Raw genomic sequence first — 22,866 nt, forward strand, 5'->3', positions numbered from 1 at the left:
CCGGTGGCGACAGTCGCTGCTGCTGCGGGATCTGGCGCGTCAGCTCTGGCGCAAGCTGGTCCCGGCGACAGGGGAGTGCGCGACTTCCGAGACATACACGGATTGAGTTACCCTGAATTTATCTCAAGATGAGGACCGCGCGTTTTGGCAGCTTAGGCTGCGAGAGCGCGTGGTTTTTTTGTGTACAGGGAGCTTATCTTACATGACAAGCAGCCGAATAGGCATAGCAAAGTTGACATGTTAATAAAGATATCCTAAGCAAACATGAGCCGATCCATACAACCAAGGAAAGGGAGGATGCATGGATGGACCAACGACAACCGATCGACCGGATTCAGAGGATGGGAGAGCAGCAATTCATCGCAGCCTTCGGCGGTCTGTACGAGAGCTCGCCCTGGGTGGCAGAGCAAGCATGGCGCGAGCGCCCCTATGCTGACGTCGCGCAGCTCGGCCAGACGATGGCGCGTATCGTGAAGGACGCCGGCTGCGAGCGGCAGCTGGCGCTGCTGCGGGCGCATCCGGCGCTCGGAGAGCGGGGGCCGATGTCGGCGTTCTCCGCAGAAGAGCAGAGCGGGGCGGGACTAGGTGTATTGGCGGAGGAGGAGCTTGGTCGTCTGGCTGATCTGAATGCCGAATACAAGGCGCAGTTCGGCTATCCATTCATCTTGGCCGTCCGGGGCAAGACGCCAGAGGAGATCGAGCAGACGATCCGGCACAGGCTGGAGCATGCGCCGCAGCTCGAATGGCGGATCGCGCTGGCGGAGGTCGATGCGATCGCTGGCTATCGTCTGGAGGACTGGTGCGAGGCTTTGACGGACATGGACGACATCGAGGAGGAGGGCACGGGATGAGCGAAGCGCACAAAAGACCGTCCGAGGCGATGCAGGATCGAGCCGGGGCAGCGCGCACGATGTATTACGGCAAGGGCGATGTGTGGATGTTCCGCACGTATGGCGCGCCGTTGCGCGTCATGCCGGTACCGGAGTCCAGCTACACTGGGAGCGAGCAGACGGTGCTGGGAGCCAACCTGCGCATCGCTGTGAGCGGCGAGCGCTTCCTGTCCTCCTTCGTCGATGGTGACAATACGCTGGTGGTGGCGACCGACTCGATGAAAAACTTCATCCTGCGCCAGAGCGCCCGCTACGAAGGCGCGACCGTCGACGGTTTGCTGGCGTTCGTCGGACGGAGGCTGCTGGAGACGTATCCGCAGATGGAAGGCGTCTGCCTGGAGGCCGAGCAGGTGTCCTTTGAGGCAATGCAGGTACTGACGGGAGTGCGCTTGCAGCCCAGCGACCTGGTGTTCAAATATTCGCGCAACGAAAGCCCGACCGCCCGTGTCGAGCTCGTCCGCACGCCGCAAGGCGCTGTTGTCGCTGACCATGCGGGAGGTCTCGCCGGACTGCGGCTGCTCAAGGTGAAGGGGAGCGCGTTTACCGGCTATGTCAAGGATGAGTACACCACGCTTATCGAAGCCGCTGATCGACCGCTATACATTCATCTCGACATGAGCTGGACGTATATCGACCCTGAGGATGCGCTCGTTGGCGAGCGGCTGCGCTATGTGGCAGCCGAGCAAGTGCGGGATATCGCCGCTGCGGTATTCCACGAGCTGTATTCGCCGTCGATCCAGCATCTCGTCTACCGGATCGGCCTGCGTGTGCTGGAGCGATTCCCGCAGCTCGCCGAGGTCGGCTTCGAGTCGAACAACCGTACCTGGGAGACGGTGACCGAGGAGACGGCAAGCGGCCGGGGCGGCATCTATACCGAGCCGAGACCGCCTTACGGCTTCCAGGGCTTCTCCGTCCGTCGCAGCGATCTCGACTCGCGGGGCGCAGACGGATGAGCGGGCGACTGACGACGCATGTGCTCGACCTCCGGCGCGGCGGTCCGGCGGCCGGGCTGGCCATCGAGCTGTATCATCTGCCTGATTCGGGGGGCCTGCGTTATGTATGCGGCGCGACGACCAATCGCGACGGTCGTCTCGATGAGCCTCTGCTGGCAGGGGGAGAGCTGTTCGCCGGCACCTTCGAGCTGGTGTACCTGGTGGGCGCGTATTATCGCAGCCAAGACGATGCCGCTGCTGCGTCTTCGCTATGGGAGAGCGTCCCCGTCCGTTTCACGATTGCGGAGCCTGACGACGCCTACCATCTGCCGCTGCTGATCGCGCCTGGCGGCTACAGCGCTTATCGGGGCAGCTAACCGTCCACATGGGTGCGTTGCAGATCATGGTTTCCTGTTATTCCGAACGATCTGACTGACTTCATGCTGCCAAGGGAGAGTGCTCACATCTATGACATCGATCCTGATCAAACATGCGCAAATCGTCACCATGGACGACAACGATACGCTGCTGACCGGAGATGTGCTAGTCCATAGCGACAGGATCGTCGCTATCGCCGAGCGCATCGACGAGACAGCCGACCAGGTCATCGACGCTGCGGGCAAACTGCTGCTGCCCGGCTTCGTCCAGACCCATATCCATCTCTGCCAGACGTTGTTCCGCGGGCGCGCCGACGATATGGAGCTGCTGGACTGGCTGAAGGAGCGGATCTGGCCGCTGGAGGCGGCGCATGACGAGGAGTCCGTCTACTATTCGGCGCTGCTCGGCATCGGCGAGTTGATCCGCAGCGGCACGACGACGATCCTGGATATGGAGACGGTGCATCATACCGCCTCGGCGTTCCGCGCGATCGAGGAGAGCGGCATCCGCGCCATCGCAGGCAAGGTGATGATGGACCACGGCACCGAAGTGCCGGCGCGGCTGCAGGAGCGCACCGAGCAGTCGCTGCAGGAGAGCGTCGACCTGCTAGAGGCGTGGCACGGCAAGGCGAACGGGCGGATCGGCTACGCCTTCTCGCCGAGATTCGTCATCTCCTGCACCGAAGAGCTGCTGCTCGGCGTCCGCGATCTGTCCCGGCAGTATCGGGTGAAGGTACATACGCATGCGGCGGAAAATCGCGGCGAGATCGCGCTCGTGGAGCGCGAGCGCGGCATGCGCAACGTCGTATACCTCGATCATCTCGGCCTCGCCTCGCCCGACCTCATCCTCGCCCACTGCGTCTGGCTCGACGAGACGGAAAAGGAAATCATCCGCACCCGGGGCGTCAAGGTGACGCACTGTCCCGGCTCCAATCTGAAGCTGGCCTCCGGCATCGCCGAGGTGCCGGACCTGCGGGAGAGACAGATCGCTGTGGGTCTCGGGGCAGACGGCGCGCCATGCAACAATACGCTGGACATGTTCCAGGAGATGCGGCTGACCGCGCTCATCCAGAAGCCTGAGCAGGGGCCGACGGCGATGGACGCGCGGACGGTGCTGCGGATGGCGACGCGCGGCGGCGCCGAGGTGCTCGGGCTGCAGGAGCAGATCGGCAGCATCGAGCCAGGCAAGAAGGCTGACCTGATCCTGCTCGACCTGGAGGAATTCCACAGCTACCCGGCCTACGATGTCGATCCGTACTCCCGCATCGTCTACTCGGCCGGGCGCAGCGATGTCGATACGGTCATGATCGACGGCAGGCTGGTGATGCAGGGCAAGCGGCTGCTCACCCTCGACAAGACCTCCGTTCTGCGCGAGGCCGATCGCTCGATCCGTCGCTTGCTGGGTAAGGGCTAATGGCGATGCTCTAGCTTATGAGGAAGCATGTGCCAATACAAGCGCCTGCCCCGACCATTAACTGCATTAAATAATTTCTAGTATTTATTTAATGCCATAAATTATATCGACGCTTTCGCGACAAGCACTGCCTGTCGAAAGGACTCATTGGCTGCACTGAATGGGGGGAAGTCCATGCATAAAGAGGCGTTGCGACTGGCAGGCGAGCCGCACATCGCCCTGCCGACGAGCCTGGCGGACGCGCGAAGGCAGAAGCGTCGGCTGGGCGAGGGCGCCTGCTACGGCGCCGGGACGACGCTGCTGCGGACGCAGTGGGAGCAACGTACGCGGGCTGTGCCGCGCCGACTGATCAGCCTCCAGGCAATCCCGGAGCTGAGCGGTATCCGGCGGGCCGAGGACGGCGGCATCGAGATCGGCGCGATGACGACGCTCGGGCTGTGCCGCGCCGATCCCGAGGTGCGGAGCTTGAGCGGGCTGTTCGTCGAGGCGATCGGCTCGGTGGCGGCACCCGCCGTCCGCAACCTGGCGACACTGGGTGGCAATGTATGTAGCCTGACCGGCGATGTCGTGCCGGCGTTGCTGGCGCTCGAAGCCGAGCTGACCGTGGACCGCCGCTCCGGGCCCGTCCGTGTCGGGCTGCAGCGATGGCTCGCCGAGGCAGCGGGACGGGATGGCGAGGATATCCTGTGCCGCATCCATCTGCCGCCGCCATGCGCTGAAGCGGGGGATGACGATGCGGTGAGCCTCAGCCGGTACGTCAAGCTCGGACGTCGCGCCGCCTTTACGCCTTCGCTAGTCACAGTGGCGTTAGCCGGACGGATGCGGGCGGAGGACGGCGTGATCCTCGGCGTGCGGATAGCTTTGGGCGGCGGCACCGCGCTCCCGCAGCGGCTGACGGCTGCCGAGCGGCTGCTGGAAGGGCACACGCTCGATACCCGTGTCGTGGAGCAGGTCGGCGCTGCGGTGCGGACGCACTATACTGCGGCGACCGACCGCTACGCCGATGCCGGCTATCGCCGGGAGGCGGCCGCCAATCTGGTGATGGCGCAGCTCTGGTCGCTCATCAGGCGTTGAGCGGGCGCGAGGTGTGGCGGGAGCGGCGTTGAGACATAGAACAAGCATTCAACACCTTCTGCTGCCTTTGGCATATTCAAACACACCCTAGCTGTCCGTAGAAAGGAGGAGACTGCGATGCGGCTTGATCGACAGACCGCCCAAGGACGATGGCATCGCCGTCCAGACGGTAAGGCCAAGACGACCGGCGAGCTCGCTTATCTGACCGATCTGACAGCGCCCGGCATGCTCTACGGCAAGGTGCTGCGCAGCGCCTATCCGCATGCCCGTCTGCTCGCGATCCGCACGGAGCGAGCGGAGCGGCTGCCCGGCGTCCATGCGGTCCTCACGCATCGCGATGTGCCGGGGCTCAACCGCTTCGGCATCGTCCAGCCTGACCAGCCGGTGCTGTGCGAGGACCGCGTGCGGTACATCGGCGATGCGATCGCCGCCGTCGCTGCCGAGTCGCCGGAGCTGGCGGCTTACGCCTTGGCGCTGATCGAGGTGGAGTATGAGCCATTGCCGGTCCTCGATTCGCCGAAGGCCGCGCTCGCCGAGGATGCGCCGTTGCTCCACCCGGAGGGCAATGTGCTGCACCGCACCAGCTACGCGCGCGGCGATACGACGGCCGCGTTTGCCCGTTGCGTCCATATCGTCGAGCAGACGTATCAGACGCCCCGCCAGATGCATGGCTATATGGAGACGGAGGGCGGACTGTTCAGCTATGAGGCGGACGGTCGTCTCGTCGTCCGCGCGGCGACGCAGCACGGCTACAAGGACCGGATGCAGCTCGCACGCATCCTGGCGATGCCCGAGGAGCAGATCCGGGTCGTCTCCAGCCCGATCGGCGGCTCGTTCGGCGGCAAGGACGAGCTGAACGTCCAGCCCTACGGCGCGCTGCTGACGATCCGTACCGGCCGGCCGGTGAAGCTGCACAACAGCCGACGCGAGTCGGTGACCGCCGGGCTGAAGCGCCACCCGATGCGCGTGCGGATGAAGACGGGCATCGACGCGGAGGGACGACTGCTCGCGCACGAGGTGGAGATCGTCGCCGATACGGGGGCTTATGCGACGCTTGGCGCGCCGGTATTGAACTTTGCGACCGAGCATGCGATGGGACCGTACCGCATCCCCCATGTCTGTGTCCAGGGGCGCTCGGTCTATACGAACAATGGCGTATCCGGCGAATTCCGAGGCTTCGGCGGCAACCAGGTCATCTTCGCGCTTGAAGGCCAGATGGATCGTCTAGCGGCTATCGCCGGCATCGAGCCGTGGGAGCTACGACGGCGCAACCTGCGGGCCGCTGCCGATCCGGGCCCGATGGGGCAGACGATCGCGCCGACAGACGGCGCGCTCCAGGTGTGGCGGTCCGCCGCGCGCAGCCGCCTGGAGGCCCGGAGCAGCGTCTCGGCGACGCAGGCAGACGACCCACCGTGGCTGCGTCGGGGCATCGGCTCGGCGATCGCAATGCATGGCTCGGGTCTCGGCTACGGCATCCCCGATCCCGGCGGGGGACGGCTGTCGCTGACGAGCGAGGGCAAGCTGGAGGCGGCGTTCAGCTTCGAGGAGTTCGGCCAGGGGATCGTCGCGACGCTGGAGATTATGATGCTGGAGCTGTTCGGGTGCGCAGCCGGCGATCTGAGTATCGTCCTCGGCGACACGGACAAGACGCCGCACAGCGGCTCCAGCACCGCCTCGCGGTCGACGACGATCGCCTACCTGACGCTGCGCGAGCTGCAGCCCCGATTGACCGAGGCGATGCTGGCGGCCGCTGCGGCGTCGAGCGGCGCGGCGCAGGAGGCGCTGACGACAGGGCCCGGCGGCATCTGGCTGCGCTCGCCAGGCAGCGAGCCGCGCCTGTTGCTCTCCTATCGGGAGCTGGCAGAGCGGGCGGAGCGTCCGCTGCGCTGCGAGGCGGCGATTCACTTCCCGGTGACGCCCGATCCCGTAGTCGGCGCGCATTTCCTCTATACGTGCACCGCAGTGACCGTCGAGGTCGAGGTGAATACGCTGACCGGCGCAGTATCGCTCCGGGCGCAACGCCATGCGGTCGCGGCGGGAGAGGTCGTCAATCCGATGGGCTATATCGGCCAGATCGAGGGCGGCGCCTCGATGGCGCTCGGCTTCGCGCTCATGGAGGATGCGGAGATGGAGGAAGGACGCTATGCGACGGAGAACCTGGACACCTATCTGCTGCCGGGCGTAGCGGATACGCCTGCATCGCTGGAGATCGATGCGATCGAGGAGCTGGCCCCGGACGATCCGTACGGCCCGCGCGGCATCGGCGAGGTCGGCTCGGTGGCGCTCGCGCCGGCCATCGCTGCAGCTGTCCGCGATGCAATGGGGCCGGGAGTGTGGATAGCTGAGCTGCCGATCCGACGCGAGACGCTCATCCGGCGCTTCGCGCCACGCGCAGAGGAGGGGATGCGATGACGTACATCAAGCAAGAGGGGCCAGGCGGAAGCGACTGGCAGGGCATCGTCAACGGGGAACCGGTGCGACTCCGGGTACGGGCGTCGCAGCGGCTGCTCTCGCTGCTGCGCGAGGAGCTTGGCTTGACCGGTGTCAAGCTGTCTTGCGGCATCGGGCGCTGCGGAGCTTGTACGGTGCTGGTGGATGACAGGCCGGTCAACGCTTGTCTGGCGATGGCGTACCAGTGCGCGGGCAAGCGGATTACGACGATCGAAGGGCTGGTGGACAGGGAGGGCAAGGGGAAGGGAGAGCTGCATCCGATCCAGCGCGCCTTGATCGAGGAAGGCGGCTTCCAGTGCGGCTATTGCACGCCTGGCATGACGCTTGCCGTCAAGGCGCTGCTCGATGAGCATCCGACGCCGACCTCCGAGCAGACGCTCCAGGCGCTCTCGGGCAATCTGTGCCGCTGCACCGGTTACGGCGGCATCCTGCGAGCGGTCGAGCGGTGTGCGAGGGGTAGCGGGCTGCCGGACGGTTGATACACGCGCGCTCACGCTCAGTAGCTTATGTCTCCTGTATAACCGTTCTGCCACAAACTTTCGGAATACTCTCTTTCGTACGTTGCTGATTTGCTTATTCCCTCACTTCCACATATCGACTAGTCGAGTCGTAGCGACGCTACGTAATGATAGCTATTTAAGTAAAAAGCACGCGCTCCTTTGTAAAGGATGAGGCGTGCTTTTTCAAATTGTTTATATGTTTTGCTTGCAAAAATTAGAATATGTCGGCATGTTTATCCCTGTGGAGGAATGTATCGTCCTTTCTATAATTCGGAAGAATAACTTCGAATCGTTCTTGAGAAACCGGCCTTGATGCCTGTCGAAGGACGCCAGCCGAGATTCATAGCCTTGGTGATATCCGGAATATTCTTGTCGCTCATACTGGGAACATACTTACCGAAGGGTGCCGACCTTACGACCTTAAGTCCATACTCGGGGAACAGGCCTATCAGGGTCGAGGCAAGCTCAGAGATGCTTACTGTCCCGTCAGGATTTCCAATATTGTAGGCTTCGCCGCTCACGCCCTTCAGAAGAACGGTGAAGAAACCTGCTGTAGCATCTGACAGGTAACAGAAGGCGCGTGTTGCGGTCCCCTCGCTAGTCATGACAATGTCTTTGCGATTCAGAATATTGCTGACGAAGTCAGCAAAGACCCGCCCATCATCCAGTTTCATTCCCGGCCCATACGTATGAAAAGGGCGCACAACCTTAACAGGAACGCCATACTGATGATGCCAGCTTACGCACATGGTTTCAGCCATTCGCTTGCTCTCCGCATAACAGGAGCGGACGCTCATGGGGTTGACGTAGCCATAGTCCTCTTCTTTTGTAGGGATAAGCGCTTCTGGTACCTGCCCGTATATCTCGCCTGAGCTTAAGAACAGCATCGATTGAACTTGCTTCTCCTTGGCAAGCTTGAGCAGATTGAGGGTTCCTATCACGTTGGAGGATAAGGTGCCTACCGGATCGACGCTGTAGTATTTGGGACTTGCCTGGCTGGCAGCATGGATAATAAAATCCACCCGCCCGGACCAACTTACCGGTTCACAGACATCCTGAACCAGAAATTCCAGGTGGGGATTATTTCGATACTGGTCAAATCTGCGCCTGGCTGCTGCTTCATTTCTTACCAGCACAAGGACATGCACAGGAGAGTCCAAGAGCTGTCGCCTATTCAAGGCCATGCAGGTGTCCACCATATAGGAGGGAAGCAGGCCGCTTGCTCCCGTAATAAGTACTGTGCGCCCGGAGAGTTCTTGCCAAGCTATGTTCTTGCCAAGAATGTCTTCGAGATCCTCCTCAATTACAGAATGATTCATTAGATTGTATTACCTCCTTTTCGTGCTGCTTAGCGATAAAACCTATACCACCTTTATCTCAGCAATAATATATGAAAGGTTTAACGGAATCGTGCGTGAAACTGGCTGTTGCTAGCGGAGGTGCTGTTCGTCGTCGATGGCTTCTTAGGCTAGCGATCATCGATTCCTATAAATAATTCCCCGCGCGAAGCTCCATACCCGGGTTATAATAGACATACAGATGATAGTGAACCCGCATAGCGGAGAAGAGGAGTGAGTGTCAGTGGAGCACGGATTCGAGGAGGCGGCGCGCATCGGTTTGAAAGCGATTGCGGACCGCATCGTCCCGGGGGAAGAGGAGTGGCCGTCGGCTTGGCAGGCCGGTGCATTGACGGCGCTTGAGCGGCATGCCGCGAGCCATCCCGACGTGTGGCAATCGCTGATCATGCCGGGACTCAAAGCGCTAGATGCGGAGTCGGTATCGCGATACGGTCGACCGTTTGCCGCCTTGAGTGTGGACGAGCAAGAGAGGTTGCTGGCGGCGCTTCGGGATGGCGATGAGCAGCGACATTGGCCGGTATCTCCGGCAGCATGGCTGACCCAGCTATCGACGATCCTCATCGAAGGGTACTATGGCAGCCCAGAGCAGGGCGGCAATCAAGACGGCGTGTCATGGCGGATGATCGGCTATCGTCCGGGCCCGGCGAACGGGGAGACGGCGAGACCGCCAGAGACGGCGCTGCCGCTGACGGACTGGGAATCGCTGGCCGATCATTACGATGCGGTCGTCATCGGCGCTGGTGCGGGCGGCTCGGTAGCGGCTGCCGAGCTCGCCGAGGCGGGGATGCGTGTGCTCGTCGTCGAGCGGGGGAGCTGGCTGACCTATGAGCAGATCGCCAGGGATCATCTGCGCAATCACCGGCTGAGCCACTACGGCCATAATACCGGACCGAGCCCGACCGGTCATCCCCGCACCTTCCTTGGCCCGGATGGGATCGAGCGTATCACAGCTCCGCACGAGGGGGATTATCACAATAATGCGATGACCGTCGGCGGCGGCACGCGCGTCTACGGTGCGCAGGCGTGGCGCTTCCACCCGGACGACTTCCGGATGGCCAGCCGCTACGGCGTACCGGAGGGCAGCTCGCTCGCCGATTGGCCGATCGGCTATGACGAGCTCGCGCCGTATTATGACCGGGCCGAGTGGGAGGTCGGCGTATGCGGGGACGGAGACGCGCATCCGGGGCGGGGCAGCAGAGCGCGCCCTTATCCGATGCCCCCGCTCTCTCGCACGCGCGAGGCGGAGAGGCTCGCAGCGGGCGCGATCAAGCTGGGCTGGGAGGTCGGTGCGGTGCCGTTGCTCATCAACTCCGTGCCCAGGCATGGCCGGGCGGCGTGCGTCCGTTGCGGCGAGTGCATCGGCTTCGCCTGTCCGACCGACGCCAAGAATGGCGGACATAATACGATGCTGGCGCGCGCCTTGGCAACGGGCAACTGCGAGCTGATCTGCGATACGCTGGCTGAGCGTATCGAGACGGAGCGCGGCAGACGGGCGACCGGCGTCCGACTCGTCAGCGAGGTCGGCGGCGTAGTCAGACGTCGGCTGATCCAGGCGACGCATGTCATCGCCGCCGCCGGCGCGATCGAGAGCGCCCGCCTGCTGCTGCACTCGGCCAGCGACGCCGAGCCGCATGGCATCGGCAACCGCAGCGGCCAGGTCGGACGCCACTTGCAGGGGCATGTCTATGCGGGCGCCTTTGGCCTGTTCGACGAGCCGGTGCAGGATGGGCTCGGCCCTGGCGTCAGCGTGGCGACGTTCCGACACGAGCATCGGCGCGACAGCGGCATCCTGGGCGGCGGCTTGCTCGCCAACGAGTTCACGCGGACGCCGCTCATCCACTGGTACCGCGCGCTGGCGCCGGATGCGCCGCGCTGGGGTCTGGCAGGCAAGGCCGCGATGCGGGAGAGCTATCTGCGGACTGGACAGATCCAGGGGCCGATCCAGGAGATCCCCGCGCCAGATGCGCAGGTGCGGCTATCCCCCACGGTCAAGGATCGCTTCGGGATGCCGGTGGCGATGCTCTCTGGTCAGGTCCACCGCGAATCGCTGCGAGTGGCGAGCTACCACGGCGAGCAAGCCGAGCGTTGGCTCTGGGCCGCCGGAGCGAGCCGGGTATGGCGAACTCGGCCTGGCGGCGGCTTGAGCGGCGGACAGCATCAGGCAGGCACGCTCCGCATGGGCGATGATCCGGCGTCCTCGGTGACCGACCCGACAGGACGAGTGCACGGCTATGACAACCTGTGGATCTGCGACGGTTCGGTCCATGTGACCAACGGCGGCGTGAACCCGGTGCTGACGATTCTGGCGCTCGCCTTCCGCACGGCAGGGCAGATCGTCAGGCACAGCTGAGACGGTGGCAAGCTGTAGGGATGTACAGGGGCGGTTACGCTACCGCACACCCACGGCCATAGTCGCTCGAAAAGGAAGGGGCGTGCCAAGCCGGGCATCGTTATAGGTTCGTCATACGTATCCATACAGCCCGTTCCTCTGCCTGCGCCATCCGGCGCGGGCTATTCGCATGCGGCGGGTGCGTTCGCTTTTCTTTCACCAGTCAATCTTAGTATAATGGAGTCTATACCTGCGAAGGTCTGCAGTAGGAAGACGGACGAGCTAGCAGAAAGGCGGTATGCCTGAAAATGGACGATGCGAAATTAAGCAAGGAAGTATCTTATGCGCTCCGGCATGCGCCTTGGGAGTATGAGCTGGAGCTGGATGATGAGGGATGGGTGACGGTGGAGCAGCTACTGTCGGCCTTGCGGCAAGATCATCGGTGGACCTCCCTGCAGGAGAGTGATCTGGCGCGGATGATCGCCCGCTCGGACAAGCAGCGGCATGAGTTGAACGGTGGCAAGATCCGGGCGCTCTATGGCCATTCGGTGCCCGAGCGTATCGTCAAAGTCCGCTCGTCGCCGCCGCAGACGCTCTATCACGGCACGACGCAGCCGCTCCTGGAGACGATCCTTCGGGAGGGCTTGCGACCGATGCAGCGTCAGTATGTGCATCTGTCCGTAGATACGGCGACGGCGTTAACCGTCGGTCGGCGCAAGACTCCGTCGCCTGTGCTGTTGCGCATCGATGCAATGGAGGCTGAGCGTGACGGCGTGGCGTTCTACATGGGCAATCACTCGATCTGGCTAGCCGACGCGATCCCGCCAGCCTTTCTCTCGGAGCAGCGGCACCCCTGAGCTACCTCATGTACCCATACATTATGAATCCAAGGAGATACTTATGGCCAAAAGATATGTCAATCTGGACGGCTCTGCCAATATCAAGTCGATGGCAGATCTTCGCCAATGGCAAAAGGAACGCCGAACCAAGAAAAAAGATCTCTCCTATATCGTGCCGCGCGTCGAGCCTGACGTGAAGCTGCTGGCGACCAACCGCAGTCAGCCGACAGTTACCTTCATCGGTCACTCGACCTTCCTGATCCAGCTCGGCGGGCTCAATATCGTCACGGATCCCGTCTGGGCCGGTCGGATGGGATTCTCGCGCAGATTGTCCGCTCCCGGGGTGCCGATCGAGGCGTTGCCGCCGATCGATGTCGTCCTGCTTTCGCATGCGCACTACGATCATCTGCATCTCGGAAGCCTCCGCCGTCTGCCAGGCGATTTCGAGATGCTTGTCCCGGAAGGGCTGGGGCAGTGGATGCGCCGCAGAGGGTTCGCTCGCGTGCGCGAGCTCTCCTGGTGGTCTGAGACTACCGTGGGCCGCGTCAGCTTCAGCTTCGTCCCGGCCAAGCATTGGACCCGTCGCACCCCGTGGGATACCAACACCTCGCACTGGGGTGGCTGGATCATGACCCTGGACGAGCGCCGGATCTATTTTGCCGGTGATAGCGGCTATGATTCTCTCTTCGCAGAGATCGGCGCGCGTTACCCGGGTATCGATGTCGCGCTCATTCCGATCGGCGCTTACGAGCCGGAGTGGTTTATGCGGGATGCGCATATGTCGCCCGAGGAAGCTGTCCAGACCTATATCGACCTTGGCGCTCGTTGTTTCGTGCCGATGCACTATGACGCATACCGGCTGGCCGACGATACCGCCAAGGAAGCGATCGATCGACTGTCCGCCGAGTGGGTGCGACGGGGATTGCCCTCTGAACAACTTTGGATGCTGGAGCTTGGACGCACCCGAGATTGGTCTGACGTTGCAGACAGCGTTCATATGGAGGTGTAAGGGCGATGGTTTCATTTTTGTTGACGCTTAAGCGTCTGCTCTCGGGACTGTGGCATGCGTTCCGGCTCAAGAACTTCCAGGCGCTGTTCATCCTGGTCGTCCTGGTGCTCGTATCCGGCACAATCTTTTATACGACGCAGGAGGGACTGCCTGTCGTGGACGCGCTATTCTATTGCATCTCGACGCTGAGCACGGTCGGCCACCCGACATTCGTGCCGCAGACGTTGCTCGGCAAGGTGTTCACGATGGTGTTCATCGTCGTCGGCACCGGATTGTTCATCGGGATGATGGGCTATATCGCCTATGGCTTGGTCCAGAGCGGCGCCAATCGTCGAGATTGATGATGATGTCTGCGTTACGCGGGAGAGGACTATCCTTAGGCGACGAGAGGGGGAACATGTTGAAGGAACAACGATTGGCTTCGAATGGCTCAGAGCAAAGAGGAGGGATCGTCTGGCTCACCGGCCTGTCCGGCGCAGGCAAGACGACGCTCGCCGAAGCGACGCGTGAGCTGCTCGTACATAGCGGGACCGCCTGTGTCGTCCTCGACGGGGATCGGCTGCGGGCGGGGCTGAATCGCGACCTTGGCTTCTCGGCGGCGGATCGCGAGGAGAACATGCGCCGAACCGCCGAGGCCGCAGCTTTGTTCCTGGAGCAAGGCTTCGTCGTGCTCGTAGCGACGATCTCGCCGTCCGCTGCAGCACGCGCCGCGATTAGAGACCGTTTCCGGGAGGCGGCCTTTGCGGAGGTATACGTGAAATGTCCGCTCGCGGTGTGCGAAGACAGAGACCCCAAAGGCTTGTACGGAAGGGCGAGACGGGGCGAGATTCGACAGTTCACAGGCATCGATGCGCCTTATGAGCCTCCGGATCGGCCGGAGCTGATACTCGATACCGAACGTATCAGCGTAGAGGACAACGCCAGAGCGCTAGCTCATTCCGTGCGTTCCATGCTGGCCGACTGAGTCATATATACAGTGTAAAGTGGCATACATCCATGTCTCAGCGATAGCATTTTTGGCGTTCTTTCAAAATAAAGCAAAAACAAGCCGATTTCGATTAAGAAGTCGGCTTGTTTGGATCCCGATAGCTTGAGAAGGGTTAACCGAAGTATATGCCTCCTGTGTAATAGAAAACATAGCTGGCTGAAAGATTAGAAGTTGTCACATCAAACCCGCAAGCAATCGCAACTTTTGTTCCGGCTGTGAGCTCAACGGTAAGGTTAATTAAGTCTCCAGACAAGACGGTATTGGCCGCATAAGCGGTACCGCCGATGTAGGGTGTTGAAACGACGGTTTTCGTTTCTGGAAGGAAAGTAAACGTATTGCTTCCTTGCGGTGCTGTAGCCAAAACTATAAACGGAAATATATTTGTTGTACCTGGCGGCGTGAAAGCTAAGTTTTTCACATCCATATATATTGATCTTACAGTTGCGCTAATAGGCATGATAAAGGAATAGGATTGCCCGTTACCGAACTGGAATGTGTCCCCGCCAGTCAAAGTAAAGTTGCCAACAAAACTGCCGAACGTAGCGACAACGATGTTCGACGCCGCTCCTGTGGCATCCGAATTGGTACTGGTGCTTGATCCCGAAGCAAAAGGAATAAACCCTCCGCCAACCGGACCAGTCGGACCTGTTGCCCCAATCTCGCCCGTAGCACCTGTGGCACCCGTCGCACCCGTCGGACCGGTCTCGCCCGTGGCTCCTGTAGCACCTGTGGCACCGACCTCGCCCGTAGCTCCTGTTACTCCTGTAGCTCCCGTGGCACCGACCTCGCCCGTAGCTCCTGTTACTCCTGTAGCTCCCGTGGCACCGACCTCGCCAGTTGCTCCTGTTACTCCTGTCGCTCCCGTGGCACCGAGCTCGCCTGTAGCTCCAGTTGCTCCCGTCACACCGGCTGCGCCCGTGGCACCTGTTGATCCTGTTACTCCCGTCACTCCGACCTCGCCTGTGGCACCCGTTGCTCCGCTAGCTCCCGTGGCGCCGATTACGCCTGTAGCTCCAGTTGCCCCCGTTACTCCAATCTCGCCTGTGGCACCGACCTCGCCCGTAGCTCCTGTTACTCCTGTAGCTCCCGTGGCACCGATTACGCCTGTAGCTCCTGTAGCTCCAGTTGCTCCAATCTGGCCTGTGGCACCGACCTCGCCAGTTGCTCCTGTTACTCCTGTTACTCCTGTCGCTCCCGTGGCGCCGATTACGCCTGTAGCTCCAGTTGCCCCCGTTGCTCCAATCTGGCCTGTGGCACCAACCTCGCCAGTAGCTCCTGTTACTCCTGTCGCTCCCGTGGTACCGATTACGCCTGTAGCTCCTGTAGCTCCTGTTACTCCTGTCGCTCCAGTGGCGCCGATTACGCCTGTCGCCCCTGTAGCTCCAGTTGCTCCTGTTACTCCTGTCGCTCCCGTGGCACCGACTTCGCCTGTAGCTCCTGTAGCACCAGTCACACCAGTCGCTCCCGTGGCACCGATTGCGCCTGTAGCTCCTGCAGCTCCAGTTGCCCCCGTTGCTCCAATCTGGCCTGTGGCACCGACCTCGCCAGTTGCTCCTGTTACTCCTGTCGCTCCCGTGGCACCGAGCTCGCCAGTGACTCCTGTTACTCCTGTTGCTCCAATTTCGCCTGTGGCACCGGCTGCTCCCGTAGCTCCTGTTACTCCTGTCGCTCCCGTGGCACCTATTCCACCCGTCGCTCCTGTAGAGCCAGGGGGCCCTGTGATAGAGGGATTCTCGATAGACACGATAGCGGAGCCTTGTGTGACAGCGATATCTAATGTATTGGACTCGAAGATCAAGCTCTGACCGACGCCCAATGTAGCCGCACCCGTGGGGCCTAGTACCGACAAGATCGGACTCGTCGTATCGAACGTACCGGTCGGGCCTTGGGCTCCAGTCGCTCCAGTGGCACCGACAGCACCAGTAGGGCCGGTTGGTCCTGGAGGACCTCCGCTTGCGCCGGTCGGCCCTACAGGACCGGTAGGTCCGATAAGCACAGAAGCTCCAAGTGCAGCTTCCATTTTGGACTGGAGGAGGAATTGCTGGCGGTTAGCACTGTCCATCAACCTCCGCACGCTCTCACTGACAGCCAACAATTGATCAATGGTGGGGGGATCGCCCGTTGATCCGGGTAGCGTGCCCAGCACATATTGTAGCTTTTCTCCTTGGGCATTAAGGATGTGGCTTAGACCCAGCTCTTCCATCGCCACAGAGGATAAGATCAGGTTAATAGCGTCTTCCCGGCTTAGAGCGATACTCGGCGTGATATTAGGGATATTGGGATATGACATGGTTATCGCCTCCTATTCTGACAAGCATTACGCTATCGTATTCAGAAACGGAGGGGCGTGTCCTACGCTCATACACATATATATATAATAAAAACAAAAAATCTGAAAGGCGCAATAAGAAACTTGTCCTCTATCGAAAAACGCTCACCAAAGAGACGCGCCAGCCGCCCTCTTAGTCTGCCTAGCTGGCGCCGTCATTTACGGGGATCGATAGCCCGTCGGAATTTTGGAGGCTGCTCCGATACTTTTACGTTCTCGACTGTAACGCATCTATTCTGGAGATCGGACGGCTCCCCGTCTCGCGAATCGGAATGAAGTGGGCGCCTTGCTTCCAGCCTTTGGAGGTCAATTGAGCGTTCAAAGTTTTGGATAACGGATAATTCCGATGAGGATGACATCACGGTCACGCTGAATCTGTGTCCCGTCAGATAGAGTCGCTATTGACTCATCGCGGTTCTCGGGATCGTCGCTCAGCACCAGTTCAGGCAGCTCGGCTCCGACGTAGGGCTCCAACTCGGGGAAGGCTTCCCGGAGACAGGCACGGTCGCCATCGGCGCTAACAAGGATGAGTCTGCGGGAGCCATGCTGCATACGGTTTGCTTCAGCTCTGATTCACTAGGTATTCATAGATCTCTTTGCCCGTCCGGCGTTGGATGACCAACTGGACCAGCTCCTCCAGCAGATGTCGTCGCTGCTCGCCTTGGAACAGGCCCAGAGCGGGATCTGAAGTATATTCGTGCTCAATTAACAATTTCGATGTTCTTGTATGTTTGGCGCAGGATACTTAGCACACATTTTGAGAGATTTTCATTATCTGAGACCGTACTCCTGAATAGGGATGAAATCGAGGCCTTGCTTCCAACCTCTGGAGGTTAACTGAGCGTTTAAAATCTTGCCCGACGGATTTTCTCCAATGAGTATGATGTCATGGTCACGCTGAATCTCCGTTCCGTCCGATAAGAGTGCCATTTGCTCTTCGCGATCCGGGGGAGCGTTGCCCAGCACTAACTCTGGCAGATCTGCCGAGATATAGGGCTCCAGCTCGGGGAAGGCTTCGTAGAGGCAGGCGCTCTCGCGCTGAGCGCCGACAAGGATGAGTCTGCGGGAGCCTTGCTCCAGACTCGTAGTCAAGTGATACAGCTCGTAGGAAAAGGAGAAGCCATATAAGAAATGATGCGCATAAGGCTTGCTCCATTTCTGAGTCGCCACAAAATCGTAGATTTCTTGGCGTGGCCGGCGCTGGACGATCAGCCGGATGAGTTCTTCCAGCAGTTGTCGCCGCTGCTCGCCAGGGAACAGGTCTAGTGCCGGATCAAGGTACAGCAAATCGCTGAATCCAAGCAGCAGATCGGAGTAGTCCTCGCTCCGAACAGCAGGCAGCATACGAGAAAGCGTACCAGAGTGCAGAAAGCTGCTGAGGGTGACCTTCTGGAGCACAGACAGCTTTGTATAATAGGGTAATTGAGTAAACAGCATGAGCCGCAAGGCTTCCCACGCACGCAGACGATCAGCGACCATCGTCTCATTATCTGCACCATATTCGTGCTCGATCCATACCTCCTTGACCGTCAATATGTCGGTCACATAGGCAGCCTTCATAAGGAAGTCGCAGTCGCATGAAAAACTATCTGCCAGCAATCCGGTCTGATTGAGCAGACTTTTTTTGAACATCCAGTCACTTTGCAAGCCGAAGGCTTGGAAGCGCAGACTTTGCCGAACAGAATGAAAGCCTGCAGATCGAAGCAGATCGAAAGGTTGCTGACGCACGGAATTCAGCGTCGGGAAGACTGAGCCACAGGTAACCATCTTGCAGGTCGGATAGCGAATCATGTAGTCTACCCACTGCTCCAATACCTTGTCATGCGTAAAGCGGTCGTCCGAATGCAGAAACTTCAAGTATTCGCCTTTCGATTCCTCGATGCAGCGATTATGATTGCGGGGTGATCCGATATTTTCACTGTTCTGAAAAAAACGAATCCTCGGATCGGCCAAAAACGGTTGAATCACTTGAGCTGTCGCATCCGTAGAGGCGTTGTCGACAATAACAACTTCAATGTTCTTGTACGTTTGGGTCAGGATACTCTGCAGACAGCTTATGAGTCGATGCGCACGTTGATAGGTTGGGATCAGAATCGATACCAGCGGTTGCTCCGGCATGTCAGACATCACTCCCTTTTATACTTCGTTCCCAGACCACTATATGCCGCGAGTCATACAAAATGATGACTTCATGCAAAAGATGACGAAAAAAGGCGGTTGCGTGTATTTTTCTAAACGTACGCTCATACAATGGGGAACGAACTTTCGAAGTATACTTTCAGCTAGAACGGAGGCGGACGGATGGCGTCCCAGGGAGCCGATCTCAGAAAACAAATCATGGACTTGGCGGCGATATATTATCGGGAAGCTTGGCCAGAGCGGCCGTTTCGACCAGGCATCGATCAGGTGCCGGTATCAGGGAAAGTGTTCGATCAGGAAGAGGTACAATATCTCCTGGATTCATCGCTTGATTTTTGGCTGACGGCAGGCAGATACGCGACTCAATTCGAACGGGAGCTGGCGCAGCTGCAAGGCGTCCGCTATGCGATGCTGACCAACTCGGGCTCCAGCGCCAATCTGCTGGCGCTGTCTGCGCTGACCTCGCCGGCGCTCAAGGATCGGCGACTCGTCTCGGGCGACGAGGTCATCACCGCGGCGGCGGGCTTCCCAACGACGGTCAATCCGATCATCCAGCACGGCTGCATCCCGGTGTTCGTCGATTCGGAGCTGCCGACCTACAACCTGGACACGGCACAGCTGGAGGCAGCCATCAGTCCGCGCACCAAGGCCATCATGGCTGCTCATACGTTGGGCAATCCGCTGGATATGGAGACGATCCGCTCCGTTGCCGACAGGCACGGACTATGGGTCATCGAGGATACATGCGATGCGCTGGGCTCTCTGTATCGCGGACAGCGATGCGGGACGTTCGGCGATATCGCGACCTTCAGCTTTTATCCGGCGCACCATATTACGATGGGCGAGGGGGGCGCAGTGACGACCAGCCAACCCCGGCTCAAAAAGCTGATCGAGTCGTTCCGCGATTGGGGGCGCGATTGCTGGTGCGAGCCGGGCAAGGACAATTCATGCGGCAGACGGTTCAACTGGCAGCTGGGCGACCTGCCGCATGGCTATGATCACAAGTATACGTATAGCCATATCGGCTACAATCTGAAAGTGACCGACATGCAAGCGGCGATCGGCTGCGCCCAGCTGCAAAAGCTGCCTGCGTTCACCACGCAGCGGCAAGCGAACTTCGAATACCTGCGACGGCATCTGGAGCCGTTGTCCGATTGCCTGCTACTGCCAGAGGCGACCGAGGGCAGCGAGCCGAGCTGGTTTGGCTTCCCACTGACGGTGCTGGAGGGTAGCCCGCGATCGCGACAGGAGGTCGTACGCTTCCTGGAGGATCGGAAGATCGGCACCCGACTGCTCTTCGCCGGCAACCTGCTGCGGCAGCCCGCGTACCGTTCCGTCGCTCACCGGGTGTCCGGCGAACTGCGCCAGGCCGACCGGATTATGGAGCGAACATTCTGGATCGGGGTGTATCCCGGTCTGACGCAGCCGATGCTCGATTATATGATCGAATCCTTGTACGCAGCATGGGACAGGAGGCATCCGGGATGAAGGTGGTAATTCTCGCGGGAGGTTACGGCACGCGCATCAGCGAGGAGACGAGGCTGAAGCCCAAGCCGATGATCGAGATCGGCGATCGGCCGATATTGTGGCATATTATGAAGATCTATCTGGCTCAGGGGTTCGACGAGTTTGTTATCTGTCTGGGCTACAAGGGAGCCGTCATCAAACGATACTTCGCCGAGTATCAGCTCCACCATGCCGATGTTACCTATGACTTCAAGCGGAGCGGCGAGATGGTCGTACATAGACAACAGAGCGAGCCGTGGAAGGTGACGCTCGTCGAGACCGGCAAGCATGCGATGACCGGCGCCCGAATCCGCCGGATCCGTCCGTACGTTGGAGACGAACCGTTCATGCTGACCTACGGCGACGGGTTGGCCGATATCGACCTGTCTGCGCTGCTGACGCTGCATCGCGAGCGTGGCCGCTTCGCGACGGTGACGGCCGTTCGCCCGGCGGCGCGCTTCGGCGTCCTGCAGCTCGCCAAGGGAGATCGTGTCAGCGGCTTCGCGGAGAAGCCGCTGGGAGAGGGAGGCTGGGTCAATGGCGGATTTTTCGTCTTGCAGCCGCAGGTGTTCGACTATCTAGGCGAGGACGACAGCTGCGTATTCGAGCAGCAGCCGCTGAGCAGACTCGCCAGCGATGGCCAATTGACGGCGTATCGGCACGATGGCTTCTGGCAGCCGATGGATACGGTGCGCGACAAAACTTACCTGGACGGCTTGTGGCTGAAGTCGCAAGCCCCCTGGCAGCTGTGGGAGGAGAAGGGGCGATGAGGCCGACGTTCTGGCACAACAGGCGCGTGCTCCTCACTGGACATACCGGCTTCAAGGGCGCCTGGCTCGCTCTGTGGTTGCGCAGCATGGGCGCACAAGTATCCGGCTATGCCCGCAGGCCGGAGACATCCCCTAATCTGCATGACTATATCGGCGAGCATCCGGCCGATGCGTCAGACATCGGCGAGCTGAGCGATATCGAGCGGCTGACCGACCGTATGCGGGTATGCGCGCCGGAGGTCGTGCTGCATCTCGCAGCCCAGCCGCTTGTCCGTCTCTCCTATGACGAACCTCTATCGACGCTCGAGACCAATGTGCTCGGGACGGCGCATCTGCTGGAGGCCGTCCGGCGTACAGATGGCGGATGCCGTCGGGCGGTTGTCGTCGTGACGACCGACAAGTGCTACTCCAATCGCGAGTGGGAGTGGGGGTATCGGGAGACCGACCAACTGGGCGGGCATGACCCGTATTCGGCCAGCAAGGCATGCGCGGAGGTGGTAACGGACAGCTACCGCAGCGCTTACTTCGCGCCGTCCCGCTATGCGCAGCACCAGACGGCGATCGCCACGGCGCGGGCGGGCAATGTGCTGGGCGGCGGCGATTGGTCGCCGGACCGGCTGGTGCCTGACGCGCTCGCAGCCCTCGCCGATGCTCGGCCGCTCGCAGTGCGCGCACCGGAGGCGGTGCGTCCGTGGCAGCATGTGCTGGAACCGCTGCATGGCTATCTGATGCTGGCGGAGCGGCTGCACGAGGAAGGTCCGGTATACGGCGAAGCCTGGAACTTCGGGCCGGAGGAGGCGGATGCTCGGCCGGTCTCATGGGTGCTGGAGCGCCTCGCAGCCATATGGGGCGCTGAGCTCCGGATGACGATGCCAGGGGAGCGGGAGAAGGAGAGTAGCGGTTCGAAGCACGAAGCCGGGATGCTGCGTCTGGATTGCAGCAAGGCCCGCAGTCGCCTCGGCTGGCGCCCCCGCTGGACGCTGGAGCAGGCGTTGGCTCATACGGTGCGCTGGGAGCAGGCGCGGCGTGGCGGCGCGGCGATGACCGATATCACCCTTGGACAGATCCGAGCATATACAGGAGAGGAGGTGTTGTTATGAAGCTGGCTGATTATGTCATCTCGACGCTGGCGGCGCAAGGGATCGATCGATTGTTCGAGATGAGCGGCGGCGCCATCACGCATCTGCTCGATGCCGCTTATGGCCGCGACGATATCGCCTGTGTATCGGTGCACCATGAGCAGGCAGCGGCCTTTGCTGCTGAGGGCTACGCTCGCGTATCCGGGAGGCCGGGAGTGGCGCTGGCGACAAGCGGCCCCGGAGCGCTTAATCTGATGACAGGGATCGGTAGTTGTTACTTCGACTCGGTGCCGGCGTTATTCATCACGGGGCAAGTGAATACGTACGAGTTCAAGTTCGATCGGCCGCTCAGACAGCTTGGCTTCCAGGAGACGGATATCGTCAGCATCGTCAAGCCGCTGGTCAAGTGGGCCTATCTGGTGGAGAAGCCAGAGGAGATCCGCTATGCGCTCGAGAAAGCGCTGGCGCTGGCGCAGGACGGCCGTCCGGGACCGGTGCTGCTCGATTTGCCGATGAATGTGCAGCGGGCAGAGATCAATCCGGAGGAGCTGAGCGGCTATCCGGCGAAAGGTGACATTCCTGCGGTCAGGCTCGGGATCGTGAAGCAGGAGCCTCGAGCAGATCATCAGCCCAATAAGGCAGGGCATACAGTCCCTGGCAAGCAGGCGCGCTCCCCAGGACTGGACGGCGGCTCGGCCAAGCAAGGGGTGGAACAGCAGATCTCTGATATTCTGGAGGCCATCGCTTCAGCCCGGCGGCCGCTCATCCTGGCGGGCGGCGGCGTGCGCGCCGCTCGGGCGAGCGAGGCGCTGCGGCGATTTGCCCGCGAGAGCGGCATCCCTGTAGCGTCTACATTGATAGGGCTGGATGCTGTAGCGGAAG

The 22,866-nt window shown here is 60.8% G+C and carries 19 protein-coding genes and 1 pseudogene; 16 read left to right on the top strand and 4 right to left on the bottom strand.

Annotated features, from left to right (window positions below):
• The first annotated feature begins 305 nt into the window (after nt 1-305).
• From uraD to PA598K_RS02235, 7 genes are all read left to right on the top strand, one after another.
• Nucleotides 306-851: a 2-oxo-4-hydroxy-4-carboxy-5-ureidoimidazoline decarboxylase gene (uraD, locus tag PA598K_RS02205; RefSeq protein WP_128655271.1), complete on the top strand. Its 546-nt coding sequence runs from the start codon at nt 306-308 to the stop codon at nt 849-851.
• Entirely contained in the window at nt 848-1,843 is a 996-nt protein-coding gene (pucL, locus tag PA598K_RS02210) for a factor-independent urate hydroxylase (protein ID WP_260405227.1), read from the top strand. The genes uraD and pucL overlap by 4 nt, the downstream gene beginning before the upstream one ends.
• Nucleotides 1,840-2,199 carry a hydroxyisourate hydrolase gene (gene uraH, locus PA598K_RS02215; protein WP_128655272.1) on the top strand — a complete coding sequence of 120 codons (360 nt, stop codon included), beginning with the start codon at nt 1,840-1,842 and terminating at the stop codon, nt 2,197-2,199. Before pucL ends, uraH begins: the two co-directional genes overlap by 4 nt.
• 91 nt (nt 2,200-2,290) lie before the next feature.
• Entirely contained in the window at nt 2,291-3,613 is a 1,323-nt protein-coding gene (locus PA598K_RS02220) for a 5'-deoxyadenosine deaminase (protein WP_128655273.1), read from the top strand.
• 174 nt (nt 3,614-3,787) lie between these two features.
• Complete coding sequence (locus PA598K_RS02225) at nt 3,788-4,687, top strand: FAD binding domain-containing protein (protein WP_128655274.1); 900 nt, start codon at nt 3,788-3,790, stop codon at nt 4,685-4,687.
• A 117-nt stretch (nt 4,688-4,804) separates the two neighbouring features.
• Complete coding sequence (pucD, locus tag PA598K_RS02230) at nt 4,805-7,099, top strand: xanthine dehydrogenase subunit D (protein ID WP_128655275.1); 2,295 nt, start codon at nt 4,805-4,807, stop codon at nt 7,097-7,099.
• On the top strand, nt 7,096-7,617 hold the full coding sequence (locus tag PA598K_RS02235) for a (2Fe-2S)-binding protein (protein WP_128655276.1): 522 nt from the start codon (nt 7,096-7,098) through the stop codon (nt 7,615-7,617). The genes pucD and PA598K_RS02235 overlap by 4 nt, the downstream gene beginning before the upstream one ends.
• 284 nt (nt 7,618-7,901) lie before the next feature.
• Here the strand turns inward: PA598K_RS02235 and PA598K_RS02240 are convergent, their stop codons facing one another.
• Entirely contained in the window at nt 7,902-8,957 is a 1,056-nt protein-coding gene (locus PA598K_RS02240; RefSeq protein WP_128655277.1) for an NAD-dependent epimerase/dehydratase family protein, read from the bottom strand.
• A 262-nt stretch (nt 8,958-9,219) separates the two neighbouring features.
• Here PA598K_RS02240 and PA598K_RS02245 point away from each other — a divergent pair, with 262 nt between their 5' ends.
• The 5 genes from PA598K_RS02245 (at nt 9,220) to cysC (ending at nt 14,137) form a co-directional block, all read left to right on the top strand.
• Nucleotides 9,220-11,346, top strand: coding sequence for a GMC family oxidoreductase (locus tag PA598K_RS02245; protein ID WP_128655278.1), 2,127 nt, complete (start codon nt 9,220-9,222; stop codon nt 11,344-11,346).
• Between the two features lie 287 nt (nt 11,347-11,633).
• Nucleotides 11,634-12,182, top strand: coding sequence for an RNA 2'-phosphotransferase (locus tag PA598K_RS02250; protein WP_128655279.1), 549 nt, complete (start codon nt 11,634-11,636; stop codon nt 12,180-12,182).
• A 43-nt stretch (nt 12,183-12,225) separates the two neighbouring features.
• Entirely contained in the window at nt 12,226-13,173 is a 948-nt protein-coding gene (locus tag PA598K_RS02255) for an MBL fold metallo-hydrolase (RefSeq protein ID WP_128655280.1), read from the top strand.
• Nucleotides 13,174-13,178: 5 nt separating this feature from the next.
• Complete coding sequence (locus PA598K_RS02260; protein ID WP_128655281.1) at nt 13,179-13,514, top strand: potassium channel family protein; 336 nt, start codon at nt 13,179-13,181, stop codon at nt 13,512-13,514.
• 56 nt (nt 13,515-13,570) lie between these two features.
• Nucleotides 13,571-14,137 carry an adenylyl-sulfate kinase gene (cysC, locus tag PA598K_RS02265; RefSeq protein ID WP_128655282.1) on the top strand — a complete coding sequence of 189 codons (567 nt, stop codon included), beginning with the start codon at nt 13,571-13,573 and terminating at the stop codon, nt 14,135-14,137.
• A 649-nt stretch (nt 14,138-14,786) separates the two neighbouring features.
• On the opposite strand, the pseudogene PA598K_RS37675 reads toward cysC, so the two are convergent.
• The 3 genes and pseudogenes from PA598K_RS37675 to PA598K_RS02275 form a co-directional block, all read right to left on the bottom strand.
• Nucleotides 14,787-16,451: pseudogene (locus PA598K_RS37675) on the bottom strand (spore surface glycoprotein BclB); the annotation flags it as partial.
• 601 nt (nt 16,452-17,052) lie between these two features.
• On the bottom strand, nt 17,053-17,202 hold the full coding sequence (locus tag PA598K_RS35885) for a hypothetical protein (RefSeq protein ID WP_185601446.1): 150 nt from the start codon (nt 17,200-17,202) through the stop codon (nt 17,053-17,055).
• A 59-nt stretch (nt 17,203-17,261) separates the two neighbouring features.
• Entirely contained in the window at nt 17,262-18,608 is a 1,347-nt protein-coding gene (locus PA598K_RS02275) for a glycosyltransferase family 2 protein (protein ID WP_185601448.1), read from the bottom strand.
• A gap of 183 nt (nt 18,609-18,791) precedes the next feature.
• Between PA598K_RS02275 and rfbH the strand changes: the two genes are divergently transcribed.
• From rfbH to PA598K_RS35890, 4 genes are all read left to right on the top strand, one after another.
• The gene (gene rfbH / locus PA598K_RS02280) at nt 18,792-20,117 is read left to right on the top strand and encodes a lipopolysaccharide biosynthesis protein RfbH (RefSeq protein WP_128655285.1); all 1,326 of its coding nucleotides are present in this window, start codon (nt 18,792-18,794) and stop codon (nt 20,115-20,117) included.
• Nucleotides 20,114-20,905, top strand: coding sequence for a glucose-1-phosphate cytidylyltransferase (gene rfbF, locus PA598K_RS02285; protein ID WP_128655286.1), 792 nt, complete (start codon nt 20,114-20,116; stop codon nt 20,903-20,905). Before rfbH ends, rfbF begins: the two co-directional genes overlap by 4 nt.
• Nucleotides 20,902-22,005: a CDP-glucose 4,6-dehydratase gene (rfbG, locus tag PA598K_RS02290; RefSeq protein ID WP_128655287.1), complete on the top strand. Its 1,104-nt coding sequence runs from the start codon at nt 20,902-20,904 to the stop codon at nt 22,003-22,005. Before rfbF ends, rfbG begins: the two co-directional genes overlap by 4 nt.
• On the top strand, nt 22,002-22,866 hold an 865-nt coding region (locus PA598K_RS35890), incomplete at its 3' end, for a thiamine pyrophosphate-binding protein (protein ID WP_185601450.1). The genes rfbG and PA598K_RS35890, both read left to right, overlap by 4 nt.

The sequence above is a fragment of the Paenibacillus sp. 598K genome, assembly GCF_003851045.1.
Classification (GTDB): domain Bacteria; phylum Bacillota; class Bacilli; order Paenibacillales; family Paenibacillaceae; genus Paenibacillus_D.

Bases quoted from the DNA above. Each gene is read 5' to 3' on its own strand.
- PA598K_RS02250 (WP_128655279.1), top strand. From the start codon at position 11,634: ATGGACGATGCGAAATTAAGCAAGGAAGTATCTTATGCGCTCCGGCAT.
- pucL (WP_260405227.1), top strand. From the start codon at position 848: ATGAGCGAAGCGCACAAAAGACCGTCCGAGGCGATGCAGGATCGAGCC.
- PA598K_RS02235 (WP_128655276.1), top strand. From the start codon at position 7,096: ATGACGTACATCAAGCAAGAGGGGCCAGGCGGAAGCGACTGGCAGGGC.
- PA598K_RS02255 (WP_128655280.1), top strand. From the start codon at position 12,226: ATGGCCAAAAGATATGTCAATCTGGACGGCTCTGCCAATATCAAGTCG.
- PA598K_RS02240 (WP_128655277.1), bottom strand. From the start codon at position 8,957: ATGAATCATTCTGTAATTGAGGAGGATCTCGAAGACATTCTTGGCAAG.
- rfbH (WP_128655285.1), top strand. From the start codon at position 18,792: ATGGCGTCCCAGGGAGCCGATCTCAGAAAACAAATCATGGACTTGGCG.
- PA598K_RS02260 (WP_128655281.1), top strand. From the start codon at position 13,179: ATGGTTTCATTTTTGTTGACGCTTAAGCGTCTGCTCTCGGGACTGTGG.
- pucD (WP_128655275.1), top strand. From the start codon at position 4,805: ATGCGGCTTGATCGACAGACCGCCCAAGGACGATGGCATCGCCGTCCA.
- PA598K_RS02225 (WP_128655274.1), top strand. From the start codon at position 3,788: ATGCATAAAGAGGCGTTGCGACTGGCAGGCGAGCCGCACATCGCCCTG.
- PA598K_RS02275 (WP_185601448.1), bottom strand. From the start codon at position 18,608: ATGCCGGAGCAACCGCTGGTATCGATTCTGATCCCAACCTATCAACGT.
- uraH (WP_128655272.1), top strand. From the start codon at position 1,840: ATGAGCGGGCGACTGACGACGCATGTGCTCGACCTCCGGCGCGGCGGT.
- PA598K_RS02220 (WP_128655273.1), top strand. From the start codon at position 2,291: ATGACATCGATCCTGATCAAACATGCGCAAATCGTCACCATGGACGAC.
- cysC (WP_128655282.1), top strand. From the start codon at position 13,571: ATGTTGAAGGAACAACGATTGGCTTCGAATGGCTCAGAGCAAAGAGGA.
- uraD (WP_128655271.1), top strand. From the start codon at position 306: ATGGACCAACGACAACCGATCGACCGGATTCAGAGGATGGGAGAGCAG.
- rfbF (WP_128655286.1), top strand. From the start codon at position 20,114: ATGAAGGTGGTAATTCTCGCGGGAGGTTACGGCACGCGCATCAGCGAG.
- rfbG (WP_128655287.1), top strand. From the start codon at position 20,902: ATGAGGCCGACGTTCTGGCACAACAGGCGCGTGCTCCTCACTGGACAT.